At 40.0% G+C, this 18,163-nt stretch carries 18 protein-coding genes; 2 read left to right on the top strand and 16 right to left on the bottom strand.

Annotated elements, in window-relative coordinates:
• Positions 1-31: 31 nt before the first annotated feature.
• The 3 genes from rpsB to IAE53_RS02125 form a co-directional block, all read right to left on the bottom strand.
• Entirely contained in the window at positions 32-808 is a 777-nt protein-coding gene (gene rpsB, locus IAE53_RS02135) for a 30S ribosomal protein S2 (RefSeq protein WP_004912281.1), read from the bottom strand.
• A 148-nt stretch (positions 809-956) separates the two neighbouring features.
• Positions 957-1,229 (bottom strand): GIY-YIG nuclease family protein, encoded by a 273-nt coding sequence (locus tag IAE53_RS02130; protein WP_148422949.1) that lies wholly within the window; start codon positions 1,227-1,229, stop codon positions 957-959.
• Positions 1,229-1,990: a tRNA1(Val) (adenine(37)-N6)-methyltransferase gene (locus tag IAE53_RS02125; protein WP_200135880.1), complete on the bottom strand. Its 762-nt coding sequence runs from the start codon at positions 1,988-1,990 to the stop codon at positions 1,229-1,231. The genes IAE53_RS02130 and IAE53_RS02125 overlap by 1 nt, the downstream gene beginning before the upstream one ends.
• A 61-nt stretch (positions 1,991-2,051) precedes the next feature.
• Here IAE53_RS02125 and IAE53_RS02120 point away from each other — a divergent pair, with 61 nt between their 5' ends.
• Complete coding sequence (locus IAE53_RS02120; RefSeq protein WP_139967557.1) at positions 2,052-2,690, top strand: 1-acyl-sn-glycerol-3-phosphate acyltransferase; 639 nt, start codon at positions 2,052-2,054, stop codon at positions 2,688-2,690.
• Between the two features lie 9 nt (positions 2,691-2,699).
• Here the strand turns inward: IAE53_RS02120 and IAE53_RS02115 are convergent, their stop codons facing one another.
• Positions 2,700-2,933 carry a YneF family protein gene (locus tag IAE53_RS02115; protein WP_036067662.1) on the bottom strand — a complete coding sequence of 78 codons (234 nt, stop codon included), beginning with the start codon at positions 2,931-2,933 and terminating at the stop codon, positions 2,700-2,702.
• A gap of 258 nt (positions 2,934-3,191) precedes the next feature.
• Between IAE53_RS02115 and lexA the strand changes: the two genes are divergently transcribed.
• Positions 3,192-3,830: a transcriptional repressor LexA gene (gene lexA, locus IAE53_RS02110; RefSeq protein WP_010280560.1), complete on the top strand. Its 639-nt coding sequence runs from the start codon at positions 3,192-3,194 to the stop codon at positions 3,828-3,830.
• A 26-nt stretch (positions 3,831-3,856) separates the two neighbouring features.
• On the opposite strand, the gene pyrE is transcribed toward lexA, so the two are convergent.
• The 12 genes from pyrE to argS form a co-directional block, all read right to left on the bottom strand.
• Positions 3,857-4,492 (bottom strand): orotate phosphoribosyltransferase, encoded by a 636-nt coding sequence (gene pyrE, locus IAE53_RS02105; protein WP_148422951.1) that lies wholly within the window; start codon positions 4,490-4,492, stop codon positions 3,857-3,859.
• Complete coding sequence (gene pyrF / locus IAE53_RS02100; protein WP_200135879.1) at positions 4,493-5,188, bottom strand: orotidine-5'-phosphate decarboxylase; 696 nt, start codon at positions 5,186-5,188, stop codon at positions 4,493-4,495. It abuts the gene before it with no gap.
• 18 nt (positions 5,189-5,206) lie between these two features.
• A complete protein-coding gene (locus IAE53_RS02095) occupies positions 5,207-6,124 on the bottom strand; it encodes a dihydroorotate dehydrogenase (RefSeq protein ID WP_200135878.1) in 918 nt (305 codons plus the stop codon).
• Positions 6,125-6,173: 49 nt separating this feature from the next.
• Positions 6,174-9,353: a carbamoyl-phosphate synthase large subunit gene (gene carB / locus IAE53_RS02090; protein WP_200135877.1), complete on the bottom strand. Its 3,180-nt coding sequence runs from the start codon at positions 9,351-9,353 to the stop codon at positions 6,174-6,176.
• Positions 9,346-10,434: a carbamoyl phosphate synthase small subunit gene (locus tag IAE53_RS02085; protein WP_148422953.1), complete on the bottom strand. Its 1,089-nt coding sequence runs from the start codon at positions 10,432-10,434 to the stop codon at positions 9,346-9,348. Before IAE53_RS02085 ends, carB begins: the two co-directional genes overlap by 8 nt.
• On the bottom strand, positions 10,431-11,708 hold the full coding sequence (locus tag IAE53_RS02080) for a dihydroorotase (RefSeq protein WP_148422954.1): 1,278 nt from the start codon (positions 11,706-11,708) through the stop codon (positions 10,431-10,433). Before IAE53_RS02080 ends, IAE53_RS02085 begins: the two co-directional genes overlap by 4 nt.
• The gene (locus tag IAE53_RS02075) at positions 11,708-12,607 is read right to left on the bottom strand and encodes an aspartate carbamoyltransferase catalytic subunit (RefSeq protein WP_200135876.1); all 900 of its coding nucleotides are present in this window, start codon (positions 12,605-12,607) and stop codon (positions 11,708-11,710) included. The genes IAE53_RS02080 and IAE53_RS02075 overlap by 1 nt, the downstream gene beginning before the upstream one ends.
• A gap of 176 nt (positions 12,608-12,783) precedes the next feature.
• The gene (gene lepB, locus IAE53_RS02070; RefSeq protein ID WP_139967549.1) at positions 12,784-13,404 is read right to left on the bottom strand and encodes a signal peptidase I; all 621 of its coding nucleotides are present in this window, start codon (positions 13,402-13,404) and stop codon (positions 12,784-12,786) included.
• 60 nt (positions 13,405-13,464) lie between these two features.
• A complete protein-coding gene (locus IAE53_RS02060; protein WP_200135875.1) occupies positions 13,465-13,815 on the bottom strand; it encodes a YlbF family regulator in 351 nt (116 codons plus the stop codon).
• Positions 13,816-13,840: 25 nt separating this feature from the next.
• Complete coding sequence (locus tag IAE53_RS02055) at positions 13,841-15,916, bottom strand: PBP1A family penicillin-binding protein (RefSeq protein ID WP_188352680.1); 2,076 nt, start codon at positions 15,914-15,916, stop codon at positions 13,841-13,843.
• A gap of 3 nt (positions 15,917-15,919) precedes the next feature.
• On the bottom strand, positions 15,920-16,390 hold the full coding sequence (locus tag IAE53_RS02050; protein WP_010277521.1) for an arginine repressor: 471 nt from the start codon (positions 16,388-16,390) through the stop codon (positions 15,920-15,922).
• A gap of 36 nt (positions 16,391-16,426) precedes the next feature.
• Entirely contained in the window at positions 16,427-18,118 is a 1,692-nt protein-coding gene (gene argS / locus IAE53_RS02045; RefSeq protein ID WP_200135874.1) for an arginine--tRNA ligase, read from the bottom strand.
• Positions 18,119-18,163 lie beyond the last annotated feature (45 nt).

Genomic DNA, 18,163 nt, shown 5'->3' with positions numbered 1-18,163 from the left:
CCGCAAGGAACGGTATTTTTAAATCAAATAATTAGTTATTGCCTTCTTCAACAATGTTAGCAATTTCTTCGATTGATTCTGTATTTTCATCACCTTCGACAAACGCATCTTCTGGTGCTGAATCTTGACCTTGACGACCTTCGATAACCGCGTCAGCCATCTTCGCAGTAATCAAACGAACGGCACGAATAGCATCATCATTAGCTGGGATTTTAACATCAACAACATCAGGATTAGCGTTTGTGTCAATCATTGCTACTACAGGAATGTTCAACATGTTGGCTTCCTTAACAGCGATTTCTTCCTTCTTAGGGTCAACGACAAACAAAACATCTGGCAATCCAGGCATGTCTTGAATACCACCCAAGAACTTTTCCAACTTTTCACGTTGCTTGTTTAACAAAACAACTTCTTTTTTAGGTAATTGCTCGAATGTGCCATCTTCGGCCATTGCTTGCAAATCCTTCAAACGTTGGATACGTGTCTTAATCGTGTTCCAGTTAGTCAAAGTACCACCCAACCAACGGTGGTTGATGTAATATTGACCGGCACGTGTTGCTTCTTCAGCAATAGCATCAGAAGCTTGCTTCTTTGTACCAACAAACAAAACATTTGCGCCGTCAGTTGAAGCGTTACGGATGAAGTTATAGGCTTCATCAACCAACTTAACTGTCTTTTGCAAATCGATGATGTGAATACCATTACGTTCTGTAAAGATGTATTCGTCCATCTTTGGGTCCCAACGACGTGTTTGGTGACCGAAGTGTACTCCTGCTTCGAGGAGTTCTTTCATTGAAATAACTGCCATGATATGGCCTCCTAGGTTTTTCCGCCGACAAATTCGTGGTTCACGCTGACATCACTGCACCTACGCGTTCTCGTTTGTCGTGTGTATTTGTTGTTTTCCACAACAAGTTAAATTATACGGTATTTTTATATGTTTAGCAAGGACTTTATTACCATACTTTGGTTACTTTGTGTGCCAATAGAAACGTTTCTTTTTGAGGTCGCGTCAGCTTTTTAAAAGCTGCCTCTGCCTTTAATGCATCACTTTTAGTTTCAAATGATTCCTGATAAATCAATTGAAGTGGATGACGAGATTTAACACGTGTAAATTTAGCTCCCTTTCCTGATTCGTGTGTCGCTAAACGACGCAAGACATCATCTGTAAAACCACCATAAAAATAGCCGTCAGCAGTATATAAAACGTAAAAAAAATATGCTTTCATTATGACCAAGCCTTGCCATACAAAATGTTATTCATTTCGGGTGTGTAATCATTTTTTTCATCATAAGCAATTAAAGCTGGTAAAATTCGTACGCCACCCGGACGTCCTGATTTAATCGCTTCGACCAAAACCATATTTGCCTCACGATCTGCCTTACCATAGACGAATTGAATCCGCTTAATCATAAGTTTGCGGTTAGCAAAAGCTGCAAAAATATCTGCCAAACGGTCTGGTCGATGGACCATATAGAATTTACCGTTATTTTTCAACAGTTTATTAGCAATTTGAGCTAAATTTGGTAAGTTGATTGTTAATTCGTGGCGCGCTAATTCATAGTGATGATCATGATTAGTTTTAGTGGTGTCATTTAAAGGAAAATAAGGTGGGTTACTCAACACGGTCTCGACCGATCCCGGTTTGATGTCCTCAAAAATATTTTTCATATCCTTTTGCAGTACACTAACACGATCAGACATCCCATTCAAATCAATACTGCGCTGTGCCATGGCTGCCAATTCAGGCTGGATTTCGACTAATGTGACGCGGCCACTCACTTTTGGCGCATAAAATAACCCCACCGCCCCGGTGCCGGCACCCAAATCAACAGCATGTCCCCGTCCTTTACCTTTAACATCTGCAAAATGTGCTAGTAAAATGGCATCAAGTGAATAAGAAAACATATCTGGACTTTGAATAATTCTAATATTTTGAGATGGTAAACCATCAATCCGTTCGCCTGCTGTTAAACTTGGCTCTGTCATTTGCGTTTCTTCCCTTTTCTCGGTAAAATTAAATTTGATTTCGTTTATGAGGTGAATAAATATGAAATTTTACGACTTTCTTCGTGGTGTTGCCGTGGCTATTATTTGGACAATCAACGGTCGCATTACATATATGAACCGTGACAAACTACCTAAAGATGATAATTATGTCTTAGTTGGCCCACATCGTACTTGGTGGGACCCTGTATGGTACGCTGTGGCTGCGTATCCCAAACATTTTATTTTTATGGCCAAGATTGAACTTTTTAAATTTAAACCACTGGCCTGGCTTATTAAATCAGCAGGTGCTTTCCCTGTTGATCGTGAAAACGTTGGTCCTAGTGTCATCAAATATCCAGTTCGTGAGCTGAAAAGTGGTCAAAGATCATTAATCATGTTCCCGTCTGGTTCGCGCCACAGCGATGATTTGAAGTCCGGATCATTGCTAATTGCGCGTATGGCCGGAAAACCAATTGTACCGGCGGTATACCAAGGCCCAGTGAAGTTTAGCCACCTCTTTAAACGCCATAATACCACAATTAATTTTGGAGAGCCAATCTACATTGATCGCGCCGATAAATTGAATGCTGAAAACATCGCCAAATATACAGACATCATGCAATCAGCGTTCGATAAATTAGATGATGAAATTAATCCTGATTGGCACTACATTGATCCTAAAAGAATACAAAAAAAATAAGCGCTAAGCTTATTTTTTTTGCGCATTTGCACTTTGTTGTTTCATTTGAGCCATCATTTGATTCAACTTTTTTTGTGATGGCTTTTGACCCATTGACATCATCATTGACTTCATCATTTCTTCAGAAATTGGTGGATTCTTAGCCAAATAGTTTTTCATTGAACTACGTGCCAAAAAGAAACCACCAGCCAAACCAATCGCCAAGGCCAAAACCGCAATCAAGATTACAAGTCCTGTACTCATGTTTTTTCTCCTCATCGAATGTCTGATAACAATTATATCACAGCCGGTTAGTGCATGCCATCAAAAAAGTGAAGTTAATAAGTTCAAAATTCCAGTTCTTTATACACAGAAAACAAACAGAAATCACGTGGTTTCTACAGAATTTATAAATATTCTTGAATACTTATTTGGTATTTTATAAAATCACGAACACGTGTTTGATTTGTTCGTGTTTTTTGGGTATAATTGAGTTACTAATTATTAAGTAGGAACCCCATCATGGCAATTATTCAAGAAAGCAAACAAATACAAGTCTTAAGATTTATACATGAGGCCCAATCAACTAACGGTTTTCCTCCCACAGTCAGGGAAATTGGTGAGGCCGTTGGATTATCTTCGTCATCTACCATTCATGGCCATATTGAGCGTTTGGTTAAAAAAGGATATCTCTTAAAAGATGCTTCAAAACCAAGAGCACGCGCCATTGAAATCACAGACGCTGGGTTAGAAATGCTAGGTGTTTCAATTACGCCTGGTAAGATTCCTGTTCTCGGTGTTGTGACAGCAGGAACACCAATTTTGGCCGTTGAAGAAGAGGCAACAGAATTTTTCCCCATTCCTGACAATCTAATGCAATTTGATGGTGATTTGTTCATGCTTAATGTTCATGGCGAATCAATGATCAATATTGGTATTTTGGATGGTGACAAAGTCATTGTTCGTCGTCAAGAAAATGCTGATAATGGTGACGTCGTTGTCGCAATGAATGACAATGATGAGGCAACTGTAAAACGCTTTTTCCGTGAAGCAGATCATTATCGATTGCAACCTGAAAATGATGCAATGGCGCCAATTATTTTAAAGCAAGTTACCATTCTCGGTAAAGTTATTGGTCTTTATCGAGACGCAATCTATTAAAAAAATCGACAATATTGTCGATTTTTTTAGTTTACTTGCCATTTTTCAGGTTGCTTTTTCCATTCATTTAATGTTTCAATCTGATCTTCAGCCAAGTCTCCTCGACTAATAGCCAATGTCATCAGCTGTGAATAGGTTGTCAATGATTTAAAAGTTAAATTAGCACTCTCAAAATTTTTTACGCCAGCTAACAGTTCGTATGAAAAAATTGACACAATGCCCAAAACATTACCACCCTCTTTTTCAACTGCTTTTGCTGCAGCCAGGACTGAACCACCCGTTGAAATCAAATCATCAATTAGCACTACTTTGTGATTCGCTACGTTTGCACCCTCTGTCTGGCGACCCGCTCCATGATCTTTTGGTTTTGACCGGACATAAATCATTGGTTTTTCTAATTGATCCGCCACCCATGCTGCGTGCGGAATCCCTGCTGTAGCAACGCCGCCAATAATTTCAACATCAGGGTATTCAGTTTTGATTAATTCTGTTAAACCACTATAAATGTTTTTTCGAACATTTGGAAAACCAATCGTCATGCGATTATCAGTATAAATCGGACTTTTAATACCTGACGCCCATGTGAATGGTGCCTCCGGTGAAAATTTAACTGCACCAATTTCTAGTAAATCATTAGCAACTGCATTTGCATAATCTGTCATTTAAAGACTCCATTCATTCAATACTTGTTGATATGCGGCAACTGGATCACTAGCTTTAGTAATCGAACGACCAACAACCAGTCCCGTTGCACCTAATTGTTTTGCTTTGGCTGGTGTTGTGACACGTTTTTGATCGTTTGCGTTATCCCCAGCTAAACGGATACCAGGCGTAATGGTTAAGAAATCTGATTGCGTGTTAGCTTGTATCATACCAGCTTCTAAAGGTGAACTAATCGTGCCATCCACACCTGCGTTGTCAGCCATTTTTGCTAAGTACAACACACTTTCTGCCAACGTTACTGTCGATTGGGAAATTTCTTGAACGTCAGCTTCAGAAAAAGATGTTAATTGCGTCACTGCTAGTATTTTTAAGTTTTGACCTTTATTAGCAACTGCAGCAGTCATCATCTTAGTCCCGCCGGCCGCATGTAACGTTAAATACTGAACATCTAATTTTGCAATATTGGCAACTGCATGGCCAACAGTGTTGGGAATGTCATAAAGTTTTAAATCTAAAAAGATATCAAATCCCTTTTGGCGTAAATCTCTGACAAAATCCGGTCCTTCTGCAAAAAATAATTCCATACCAACCTTGATTGCCGGCTTTTTGTCTATTTTTTTAAAAGGTTCTAAAAAATTTAGTGCCGTGTTACCATCTGGAAAGTCCAGTGCAATAAAAACTGGTCGATTTATCATGTTTTTTCCCCTTAGTGGTCATCTTTTCTTGAACGTTCGCGTTACTTCTGTCACGTCCGTAAATCCATATTTATCAAGTGCTTTTGGTAATGCTGCAATGATATCTGTCATGATTGTTGGATTTGTCGCAATTGCAGACCCGACTTGCACGGCTGACGCGCCCGCCATCATAAGTTCTAAAGCATCGTCAACCTGCGTAACGCCGCCTACGCCAATAATTGGAATATCAACAGTCTGAGCCGCTTCATAAACAAATCGTACAGCAATCGGATGGATAGCTGTACCTGATAGACCGCCAATTCCTCTTACCAAACTCGGCGCACGCTTAGCCAAATCAAGACTCATCCCGACTAATGTATTGATTAAGACCAATCCATCTGCACCAGCCAATTCAACTGCTTTGACGATTGGTTTAATATCAGTAACATTAGGCGACATTTTGGCATAAATAGGTTTCTTAGTAACTTGGCGCATGGCAGCAATCACTTCAGCAGCAGATTCGGCACTAACACCAAATTCCATACCACCACGATCGACGTTTGGACAAGATAAGTTAACTTCAATCGCTGAAACAGTATCAATGGCATCAAGATATTCTGTTAATCTAACATAATCTTGCACTGTTTCGCCGGCAATTGAAATCATCACCGGTAAATTGCTGTATTTATTCGCTATTTTTGGTAAAAATTCTTTAATGACTTTATTCACACCAGGATTTGCCAAACCGACTGAATTCAAAATGCCAGCTGACGTGTTTACAATCCAAGGTTGAGGATTGCCTATTCTTTCATCCAAAGTGGTTGTTTTAGTAACCAAAGCGCCCAAACGCTCGACTTCGTAGACATCATCAAGTCCATAATACACTGAACCAGATGATGGCATAATGGGATTTTTAAGACTTAAACCAGGTAAGTTGACTGTTAAACGATTATTCATGTTTTCTCCTAATAACAGCTCTCAGGCTGTTTTTATTAGTCCTTTATTATTATTGCATTTCTTTAACTGTAAAGCTACGTGACTCTAGGACTTCCAAAAACGCTTTAACTGTGTCCAGTGCCGTAAACAATGGCACGGCATTTTCGATGGCTGCATTTCGAATCAACCGGCCATCGCTCTCTGCACGTTCATCAGCTTGGGTAGTATTGATGACAATTTGCAACTTTTGTTCACGCAATGCAACAACTGAATTGTTATCAGATTCTGAAATTTTATCTAAGACTTCGACTGGTAACGCATTAGCTGCGAGGTAACTACCTGTACCGGCGGTAGCAAAGATTGCAAATCCAAGATCATTAAATCGTTGCGCTAAGGTCAGCGCCTCTTCCTTGTCAGCATCTGCGACTGTGAAAAGCACGTTACCATACTGCGGTACCTTAATATTTGAAGCAACAAAGGCTTTATACAATGCTTTTGGCAAAGTTGTATCCGACCCCATGACTTCCCCAGTTGACTTCATTTCAGGTCCAAGTAGTGAATCAACATCTGGCAATTTAGTAAATGAAAAGATTGGCGCTTTGACATGAACCATGTCATCGGCTGGCACAAGACCTGTTTCAAATCCCATATCAGCCAATTTTTCACCTAGCATCACACGAGTAGCTAATTGTGCCAATGGCAGATGAGTCACTTTTGAAATAAATGGTACTGTACGCGAGGCACGGGGGTTAACTTCAATCACATAGGCTGTATTTTCGTGGATGACAAATTGCACATTCATTAAGCCAACTGTGTTCAATGATTTAGCTAAGTTAATGGCCGCGTTAACCATTTCATGCTGCACTTTTTGTGACAAATATTGTGGCGGATATACTGACATTGAATCACCAGAATGTACACCGGCACGTTCAATATGCTCCATAATACCAGGAATTACGGCAGTGTCACCATCTGATAAGACATCTACTTCGGCTTCCTGACCAACGAGGTATGAGTCAATCAATACTGGATGATCATTAGAAACTTTGACCGCACGCTGCATATAGTCTTTTAATTCGTCGTCAGATGACACAATTTCCATTGCTCGACCACCCAAAACATAAGATGGTCGGATGAGAACTGGATAACCAATTTCTTGAGCTGCACTCAAAGCATCAGCAACAGTTGTAGCTGTTTTACCCACTGGTTGTGGTAATGCGAGTTGTTTAATCACTTGATCAAATGCTTCACGATCTTCAGCACGATTTAAATCTTCAACCGTTGTCCCCAAAATCTGAACACCATTATCAGTGAGAGGTTGCGCCAAATTAATAGCAGTTTGCCCACCAAATTGCACGACGACACCAATAGGCTGTTCTAAATCTATCACATTCAAAACATCTTCTAATGTTAAAGGTTCAAAATACAATTTATCAGACACAGAAAAATCCGTTGAAACCGTTTCAGGATTAGAATTCATAATAATCGCTTCATATCCTGCGCGCTGAATTGCTTTCACCGCATGTACAGTTGCGTAATCAAATTCCACACCTTGACCAATTCTAATGGGACCTGACCCTAAAACAATCACACTTTTTTTATCAGAAACAACTGATTCATTTTCTTTTTCATAGGTAGCATAGTAATATGGTGTTTTCGATTCGAATTCAGCCGCTACGGTGTCAACCATTTTATACACAGGTAACAAGTGATTTGAATGGCGAAGTTGTCGTATTTCTGACATTGACTGGTGCCAAATTTTTGCAATCGTGGCATCAGCAAAGCCATTCTTTTTAGCATACTGCAAGTAATCAACATCATTGACATGCTCTGCCAATTCTTGCTCAATTTCAATAATATGCAATACTTTATCTAAGAAAAATTCATCAATCAAGGTTTTATCATGAATGGCTTCAAGCGAAATACCGCGACGTAATAGTTCGGCAATCATAAATAAACGATCATCTCGCGCTGGCATAAGTGCTTGCATCAACGCTTCATCTGACAAATTATCAAATGTCACATCATCGAGTCCAACAGCACCAATTTCCAAAGAACGAACAGCCTTTAACAAAGCTTCTTCCATGTTACGACCAATAGCCATAACTTCTCCTGTCGCCTTCATTTGAGTGCCAAGTCGACGATCAGCTGAACTAAATTTATCAAACGGCCAACGCGGAATTTTCACAACGACATAGTCTAATGCTGGTTCAAATTCTGCTTTCGTTGTACCAGTAACAGGATTGATAATTTCATCTAGTGTCAAACCAACTGCAATTTTGGCAGCCATCTTAGCAATAGGATAACCAGTTGCTTTTGAAGCCAAAGCAGATGATCTTGAAACACGTGGGTTAACCTCAATGATGTAATATTTGTAGGACTTCGGATCTAACGCCATCTGAATATTAACGCCGCCCTCAATTTTTAGAGCACGAATAATTTTCAAAGCTGCGTCACGCATCATTTGAACTTCACGGTCCGATAAAGTTTGAACTGGCGCCGTCACAATTGAATCGCCCGTATGAATACCGACTGGATCAAAATTTTCCATTGAAGCCACTACCAACGCATTGTCATGTGCATCGCGCATCACTTCAAATTCAATTTCCTTGAAACCAGCAATTGAGCGCTCAATCAAAACTTGTGTGACTGGAGACAACTCCAAGCCATTGGCCGAGATCGCTAGTAACTCTGAATGGTTTTCTGCAATTCCACCACCAGTTCCGCCTAAAGTATACGCAGGACGGACAATAACAGGATAACCATGTTCATCAGCAAATGCGATAGCTTCGTCAACCGTTGTAGCAATTGTTGATTCTGGAATTGGTTCATGAAGTCGTTCCATTAAATCTTTAAATTCTTCACGATCTTCAGCTTCTTCAATAGCCGACAGCTTGGTGCCCAATAGTTCAATATTTAAGTCATCTAAAATGCCCGCTTCGGACAGGTCCTTAGCCATATTTAAGCCTGTTTGACCGCCTAATGTTGGTAAAATTGCGTCTGGTCGTTCTTTACGCAAAATACGTTCGATAAAATCTAGTGACAATGGTTCGATATACACTTTATCAGCAATTTCTGAGTCAGTCATGATTGTTGCTGGATTAGAATTTACCAGAATAACATCATAACCTTCCTCTTTCAAACTCAAAGCAGCTTGTGTACCCGAATAGTCAAATTCAGCTGCTTGCCCAATCACAATGGGACCTGAACCAATGACCAACACTTTTTTGATGTCGCTACGTTTAGGCATTTTGAGTTGTCTCCTTTTTTGCATCTGCAATCATTGTTAGAAAATCGTCAAACAAGTATTCTGCATCATGTGGACCAGGTGCAGCATCAGGATGGAACTGAACCGAGAAAGCGTGATGCTTTTTCAAACGCAAACCTTCGATCGTGTGGTCGTTAATTTCTTCATGCGTCACCACTAAATCAGTATTAGCAAGGCTATCACGGTCAACGGCGTAACCATGATTTTGCGAAGTGAAGTCCAGACGTTCTTTTGATAAATGACGGACAGCGTGGTTAAAGCCCCGATGACCAAATTTTAATTTATAGGTTTCTGCACCGTTTGCAAGGGCAAATAGCTGATGTCCTAAGCAAATTCCCATCAACGGTACCTTCTCTTCTAGCGCTTGAATCGTTGGAATAGCATAGGCAGCATCCTGCGGATCTCCAGGCCCATTTGACAACAAAATGCCATCCGGATTAGCTGCTAAAACTGTTTCAGCGGCCACATCAGCTGGAAAAACCATCACATTTGCACCACGCTTCGCTAAAGACCGTAAAATTGAATTTTTTAAACCAAAATCAATTAGTGCAATTGATACACCATCAGTTGGATTTTGGTATTGCGTTTTGGTAGTTGCATCAGCGACCATGGTTTTTGACGATTGAAAATTTTTCAGAGCACTTAATGTTTCTTCAGTGACTTCATCTACTAAAGCAGCCTTCATGACACCAAAATCGCGTAATTCTTTAGTTAAAGCTCGGGTATCAACACCACTAATGCCTGGCATACCACTTTTTTCTGCCCATTCAGGTAAACTCATCATTTGACGCCAATTACTTGGTCGCCGAGCAATTTCATGCACAACAATTGCTGAGGCAGCTGGACGCAGGCTTTCGAAATCATCACGATTAACACCGTAGTTGCCAATCAAAGGATAAGTGAAAACAATCATTTCGCCGCGGTATGATAAGTCAGTAATTGATTCCTGATAACCGGACATACCTGTGTTGAACACTAACTCAGCCATCACGTCAACATCCGCACCAAAAGCTTCACCTTCATAAATTGACCCATTTTCTAAAACTAAATATCTTTTTGTCATTTTGTTTGATCCTCGTAAACTATTTCGCCATCAACCCAAGTTGCCAACGTTTTACCAAATACTCGCCAACCAACGAAAGGTGAATTTTTGCCTAATGATTGAAAATCATCAACGGTAATGTCACTTTCATGGTCTAAATCAAATAAGGCCAAATCCGCTACTTCACCAACCGCAATATTAGTTGGTGCTTTCAGTTGAAAAGCTTCTGCCGGTGAAGATACCATGCGTTTCATTAGCGTGGCTAAAGTCATCACACCACTTTTAACAAGATGCGTATAAAGCAATTGAAAACTTGTTTCGATTCCGGTAATCCCAAATGGGGATTCACGGAATGATTTTGATTTTTCCTCGCTCCCATGCGGTGCATGATCAGTGGCGACCATATCAATGGTGCCATCCAGTAATCCAGAGATTAACGCCTCTCTATCTGCTTGGGCACGCAGTGGCGGATTCATTTTAAACAAAGCATTGTCACTTTTAATATCATCATCTGCTAACAACAGATGATGTGGCGACACTTCAGCAGTCACGTTTACTCCTGCTGCTTTTGCCATACGAACCAAGGCCACTGATTCTTTCGTCGAGATATGGGCAACATGATAATGTACACCCGTTGCTTTTGCCAGAACCAAATCACGCGCTAATTGTGTACTTTCAGCCAATCCTGTAATGCCTGGCAGTTCTAATTTTTTTGCCGTTGCACCAGCGTTCATAACGCCACCGTGTAATAAACTATCATCTTCAAGATGAGCTGCTAACGGTTTATTGACTGACGCGGCTGCTTGCATCGCTTGTAACATGGTATCAGCTGTCTGAACACCTTTGCCATCATTAGTAAACGCGGTTGCTCCCGCATCAGCCATCCCTTTAATATCAGAAATTTTAGTTGCCGTCAAATTAGCAGAAATAGCGCCATACTGCGCAATATGAATCAAACCGTTGTCGGTATTTCGTTGAATTTGATCCGCCAATAGTTTCGGATTATCTGGGACTGGATTGAGATTGGGCATCGCAATAACTGTTGTAAAGCCACCACGCGCAGCAGCCTTAGAACCAGTGGCAATGGTCTCCTTATACTCAAACCCTGGTTCCCGAAAATGGACATGAACATCGATTAATCCTGCGGATAAAAACGCTTGTTTCGCGTCAAAATACCGATCGTTGGTATCATCGATCAGTTTCGAAACAGCAACGATTTTGCCATCTTTAAACTGGACATCGCGTTGTACTAGTTCATCATTTAGCAAAACCCTAGCATTTTTGATAACTGTCATTAATCATTCTCCGTTACATATTCTAAAATAGCCATTCTAGCAAACACGCCATTTGTCATTTGTTCAAATATTCTAGATTGTGGTGCTTCAACCAGTTCATCAGCAATTTCTACATCACGATTAACTGGTGCTGGATGCATGATAATCGCCGTGTTTTTTAATCGTTCATACCTATCTTGTGTCAACCCAAACTGCTCGTGGTATTGTCTACTAGAAAAGGATTGATTTTCTGTTTGCGTAATTCTTTCATGCTGTACACGCAAGAACATGACGACATCTTGATTTGACCAATCATTATCAATGTCTGTATATGACCCAAATGTTGTGAAATCGTCAGGTCGCCAACTATCTGGTCCACTAAAGGTCAGCGTTGCGCCCAAATTATTCAAAATTTCAGCATTTGAGCGTGCAACTCTTGAGTGGGCCAAGTCACCAACAATTCGAATTTTCAATCCTTTGAATCGACCAAATTCTTCATAAATTGTGACTAAATCCAATAAACTTTGGGAAGGATGTTGCCCGCTACCGTCACCAGCATTAACGAGCTGTGGCAAATCATGTCCAGTGGCAGTCAATAGATTTTTATACCACGCATTCTGAGAATGTCTAATGACTGCTACATCAACACCAATAGCTTTTAGCGTTTTCAATGTATCAATGAGACTTTCACCTTTAGTCATTGAACTTGTCTGAGGATTAATGATGATTTTTTGCCAATTAAGACGATTCTCAGCCATTTGAAAACTGCTATACGTTCGTGTTGAATTTTCAAAAAATAAATTCACAGCCGTTATTGGCAACCGCTTGGGTGTATCCCCAGACTTCAACGCAATCGCTCGTTTAACTAATTGAAACACATTTTGTTCACTTAGTGTATTTATATTCAAAAAGTTACGCATATTTCCCCTCTTTATACAAAAAACCAAGCAAGTTAGTCACCTGCTTGGTTCTAGAAAATTTGGGTAAAAGCCTACACTTCACCAATCGTATCTATCATCCTTGCAGGCCTCTCTGGACCTGGTTAAAGGTTTCATTTGTTGTTAATATATTAACATTTTTCTACTCGGAGTGCAAACTACTTTGCAAAGAAATTTTTATCCCCTTGATTTACATTTGATTTGGCTACTTTATTGCTGTTCCAGAAGGGTACAATCACCTTACCAGTGATATGCTTCTTATCTACGAAGCCAAAATAACGACCATCATTAGATACCGAACGGTGATCTCCCATTACGAAATACTCTCCCTTGGGCACAGTTGTATGATTACGATCTTTAGCTTGCCAAGTATTGCCACTTGATAACGTTTTGAGAGACCAAGTAGTACCAAAGGACATTTCTGTTCCTTCCTTACGTTCACTGGCACTGATGAAGTCCTGGTTTACCTGTTTGCCATTGACGTACAGATTACCATTTCGATATGCTACTGTATCGCCAGGTATGCCAATAATTCGCTTAACATAATCTTTCTCGCCATCTGCTATTCTTGGATCTTCTTGACGAGCATCAAACACAATCACATCCCCACGCTTGTAGGATGCAATTTTATTCAAAAAAACAAATTCTTTATTCTGCAAATTAGGTTGCATCGATGGTCCACTCACGCTAACGCCAGTAAACAAAAATGTTCGAATCAATACCACAAATAAAACAGCAAATCCTATTGGGAAAACCCACTCTTTAATAAACTTCATCATTTTGTTATTGTCCCCTATACAAAATACACCAGCAGATGACTGCCGGTGAAAATATTTTGCTTAATTTAGCTTAGCATATGCCTCAGCAACTGGCTTTGTCACAATATCGTTAATTTCCGTCAAAAGTGTGTTGAGCGCCTGTTCAGCGTTCATTAAAGCCTTGATTTTATCATCATTTTGAACCTGAGCTGCCACAGCATCCCATTCCTTTTCTTTTTCTGGATCAGGTTGTTGCTGTGTTTGCATCATTTGCTGCACCGCGTGTTGAATCTGTTGAAATTCACCAAACAGTTGCTTTGACGTTGCATCTTCTTGTACATCGCTGAAGGCATTTTGCCAAGCAATATATTGTTGTGTTTCAGTTAGTACTTTAGCCATTTCATTGGCATTATCATAAATATTTACAGTCATTTTTCTATCCTTTTTTATTTTGTAGTTACTGTCCAAAAAGTCCTGTTACAGTATCCCATAGTTTGCCAGCACCATCAACAGCTTTCTTCACTCCAGTATTGAAATCTTTTTGAATAGTACCCCAGATATCACTAGATGAAGAACTATCACTACTGCTCGTACTTGTATTAGGATTAGTTACTGTAAATGTTGACTGACTCGTATTTGGCAATATCTGTTCAAGGGACGTTTTAACTAATGGCCCCATCGTTGATGTTAGGCCAAGTGGCAAAGAATTTGATTGTGCATTTTTACCTTCAAGTCCCATCCAAGTCGCTTCAACAATGTCTTTGGTATAAGCCATTGCCCAAGAATCTTTTGACGAGTTAGCATTATTTTGATCGAGTGAATTTTCGGTCGTACCTGTTTTACCAGCAATCGTATAGCCACTTGGTGCCGATCCAACACCTGTACCGTTCGTATACGTGCCCAACATCATTCTAGTCATGTTATCAGCAACTGTGCTACTAATGACCCTTGTTTGTTTTGCCTTGGGTGTATTGACAATGACTTTACCTGTGGCATCAACGATCTTTGTAATATAGTGTGCCTGACTCATAACACCGTCATTAGCAAATGCGGTATAGGCCTGAGCCATTTGCTGCGGTGAGACACCACTCGACAAACCACCTAAGGCTAACGACAATGTTTTATCACTTGAAGTCAATGGCAAACCAAATTTGATAGCACTATTATATCCTACCGACACGCCCATCTTGTTTAATAAATAAACTGCGGGAATATTGTAAGAATGCTCAAGTGCTGAATACATTGGTACATCAGCTGTTTCGACATTGCCAGCATTGTTTGGCGTAAAATTGCCGTTGACACCAAACGACATGACTTTGTTTGGTAATTCAGAATCAATCGAATAGCCACGTTGCAAAGCAGGGGCATATACAACAATTGGCTTAATCGTAGAGCCAGGTGATAGAAGCGCTTGGTTAGCACGATTGTAGCCACGGAAAGTGTGCGTCTCTTCACGACCACCGACGATGGCCCTGACGCCACCATTTTTTGCATTTAGAACAATTGAAGCAGCTTGGGCATTGTTCACATAATTGAACATAGCATCGTTGTCAAAGTCATTTTGTAAATTAGTTTGATCTTCTTGATTGAGCGTCGTATAAATTTTGTAGCCGCGATTCATCACATCGCTTTCGGTCAAACCGTATGTTTTGATAGCTTCGCTGATAACTGAATCAAAAAACCATGGATATTTATACTCACCCGAGGCATTATAAGTGTCGTGCAGAACTGTCGTTGTTGCTTGTGCAGCACTTGCTTGAGCTTTGGTCAGCTTTTTATTTGCCACCATTGTCGAAAGTACAACATTTCGCCGTGCATCTGATGCTTTTGGATGATCAATCGGGTTGAACTGGGCCGGGCTTGTCAGCATGCCTGCTAATGTGGCTGCCTGTGCTGTCGTCAATTGACTAGCATGAACACCAAAATATTTCTGAGCCGCATCTTCGACACCCCATACCCCGTTACCAAACCACGCATTGTTTAAATACATGGTGAAAATTTTATTTTTAGAATAATCTTGTTCAACTTGCATTGACAAAAATATTTCTTTGGCTTTACGGGTAAATGTCTGTTCTTGCGTTAAATAGGCATTTTTTACCAATTGTTGGGTTAACGTTGAACCACCACCGGAAATTGCGTTAGAACCAGTTACTTTATTTCGCACATACATCAGTGCTGCACGGGCAATCCCTTTAACCGAAAAACCGTGTTCATGATAAAAATTCCGATCTTCAATTGATAAAACCGCATCACGCATGTTTTGTGAAATTTGATCGTACTTTACATAAGTTCCCTTTTGTGAGTACAATTCACCGGCTTTTTTACCCTCATCATCATATATCTCAGTGGTTGCTGACAGAGTAGCTTCTAAGTTTTCAACGTTTGCGGTTTTGGCCAAAACAACCAAATACACACTGGTTGCAAGAAACAGAGTCATGAATAACACAATCAAGAGTCGCCCAAATTGCCAACGGCGCCAGATTGGACCAAGTTTATCCCAAATTTTTTTAATTGTAGATTTTAACCAAGTCATGCATCACCCTATCAACGCCGCCCAATGATTGGCCAATTGTTCAGCGGACTGGGCAGTCGTACTCGTCACATAGATTGTATTAAATCCCGCTAGTGTCGCGACCACTTCAGGCAGATTCGCGTCGTCAATAATACCGGCAACGGCATTGCCACTACCATCAGTTGTCTTAACAATCGTCATAAACGCAACGCTCTTGGCAAAATACGCGTATTCTTTGATTGCTTCATCAACTGCTGTGGTTGAACCCTTTTCGGTTTTTTCAACTGTGGTCTCCTGCAATTGCTGATAGCGCAATTGACCAACGCTATCCTTTTGACGAACAATATTTAAAGCACGAATGTCCCTTGAAATAGTAGTTTGTGTCGTTTCAACACCACGGCCGTTTAATTGTGCCAATAAATCCTCTTGATTTGAAATCGTTTGATGCTGAATAATATCAAGAATCATTTCTTGACGTTTTTGTTTTGAAATCATAGATTTCTCCCTTAAAGACTCGCGTCAATCCACTACTTACATTTCTTCCGGTGCTTTAACACCCAGCAAGCGCAGACTTTCTGTCAAAACAATTGAAACAGCTTGAACTAATGCTAGGCGTGCATTAAGTTGATCATCTACTGTTAAAATTTTAGAATTCGCATAATATTTGTTAAACGCTCTTGATAATGTTAATGCGTATTTAGCAATAACGCTTGCTTCGCGTTGTTGCCACGCTCTTTCAACCGTTTGTGGAAAGTTATTTAACGTCGTCACGATATCCCAAGTGTTATCATCATTAAGATTTAAAATGGTTGGGTCAATCTCAGTATTTGCTTTACGCAAAATAGATTTTGCACGCGCGTTCGTATATTGAACATATGGACCAGTATCTCCCTCAAACCGAACAACTTCTTCTAAGTTAAAATCAAAATTGTTTGTACGGTCATTCATCAAATCATGGAAAACAACCGCGCCAGCACCAACTTGTTCCGCAACAAGGGGTTTATTTTGCAACTCAGGATTTTTCTCTTTAATTTGCTTCAAAGCGAGTTCATGAGCATCATCCAAAACATCTTTCAGCAAAACAACATCGCCCTTACGAGTTGACATTTTTTTACCATTAAAAGTAATTAATCCAAAGGCGATGTGTTCCACGTCATCGGCCCAATCGAATCCCATTAACGACAAAACAGCTTTCATTTGAACGAAGTGCTCACGTTGCTCGCCACCGACAACATACAGTGACTTGGCAAAGTCATAAGTCTCTTTACGATAAATGGCTGCAGCTAAATCTCGAGTCATATACAGCGTCGCCCCATCGGACCGCTTAATCATAGCAGGGGTCAAATTAGGATTAATGGCTGATAAATCAACAATTTGGGCACCTTGAGATTTGACCAAGATATCTTTTTCAGTCAAGATATCCACCACTTTATCCATCTTGTCGTTATAAAAGGCTTCCCCGTTAAATGAGTCAAATTCGATATCCAAACGGTCGTAAATTTGTGTAAATTCTTTCAATGACTCGGCTCTGAACCATTGCCATAATTGATGTGCTTCTTCATCACCATCTTCTAATTTTTTAAACCAAGCACGTCCTTGATCATTTAAGCTATCATCTTCTTTTGCCTTTTCATGAAATTCAACATAATAACGCAAGAGCGTAGCGATAGGATCTGCTTTAACTTCAGCTTCTGATCCCCATGTTTTGTAAGCATAAATTAATTTACCAAACTGTGTTCCCCAGTCCCCGAGATGATTAATTTTTACTGGATTAAAACCATTTTTTTTAGTGATATTAGCTAACGCATTACCGATCACAGTAGACCTTAGATGTCCCATTGACATGGGTTTTGCAATATTTGGACTAGACATATCAATGGTAACATTCGCGCCGTTGCCATTTGTATTATCACCATAAGCACCTTTCAAGTCAATAATGGTCTTAATTGTCTGATTCGAGGTTGAATATTTATCCAAAAAGAAATTGACATATGGTCCAGTAGCAACGACTTTTTCAAAACCATTTTGATCAATCTTAGCAACAATATCATTGGCAATTTGTTGTGGTGCCTTGTGTAATGTCTTAGCTAAAGTAAAAGTTGGAAAGGCGACGTCACCAAGCTCAGATGACTTCGGAGCTTCAAGTTTTTCTACAATTTGCTCGGTTGACAGATCAGTTAAAACTGCGGCTAAAGCCGCAATGACGGGTTGATTATTTGACATCATATTATCCTTATTTATTAATAATTTATTGCCTACAATCATGCT

Origin of the sequence: Leuconostoc sp. S50, assembly GCF_016624925.1 — a bacterium.
Taxonomy (GTDB): Bacteria; Bacillota; Bacilli; order Lactobacillales; family Lactobacillaceae; genus Leuconostoc; species Leuconostoc pseudomesenteroides.
This window is presented reverse-complemented; position numbering and strand designations above follow the sequence as displayed.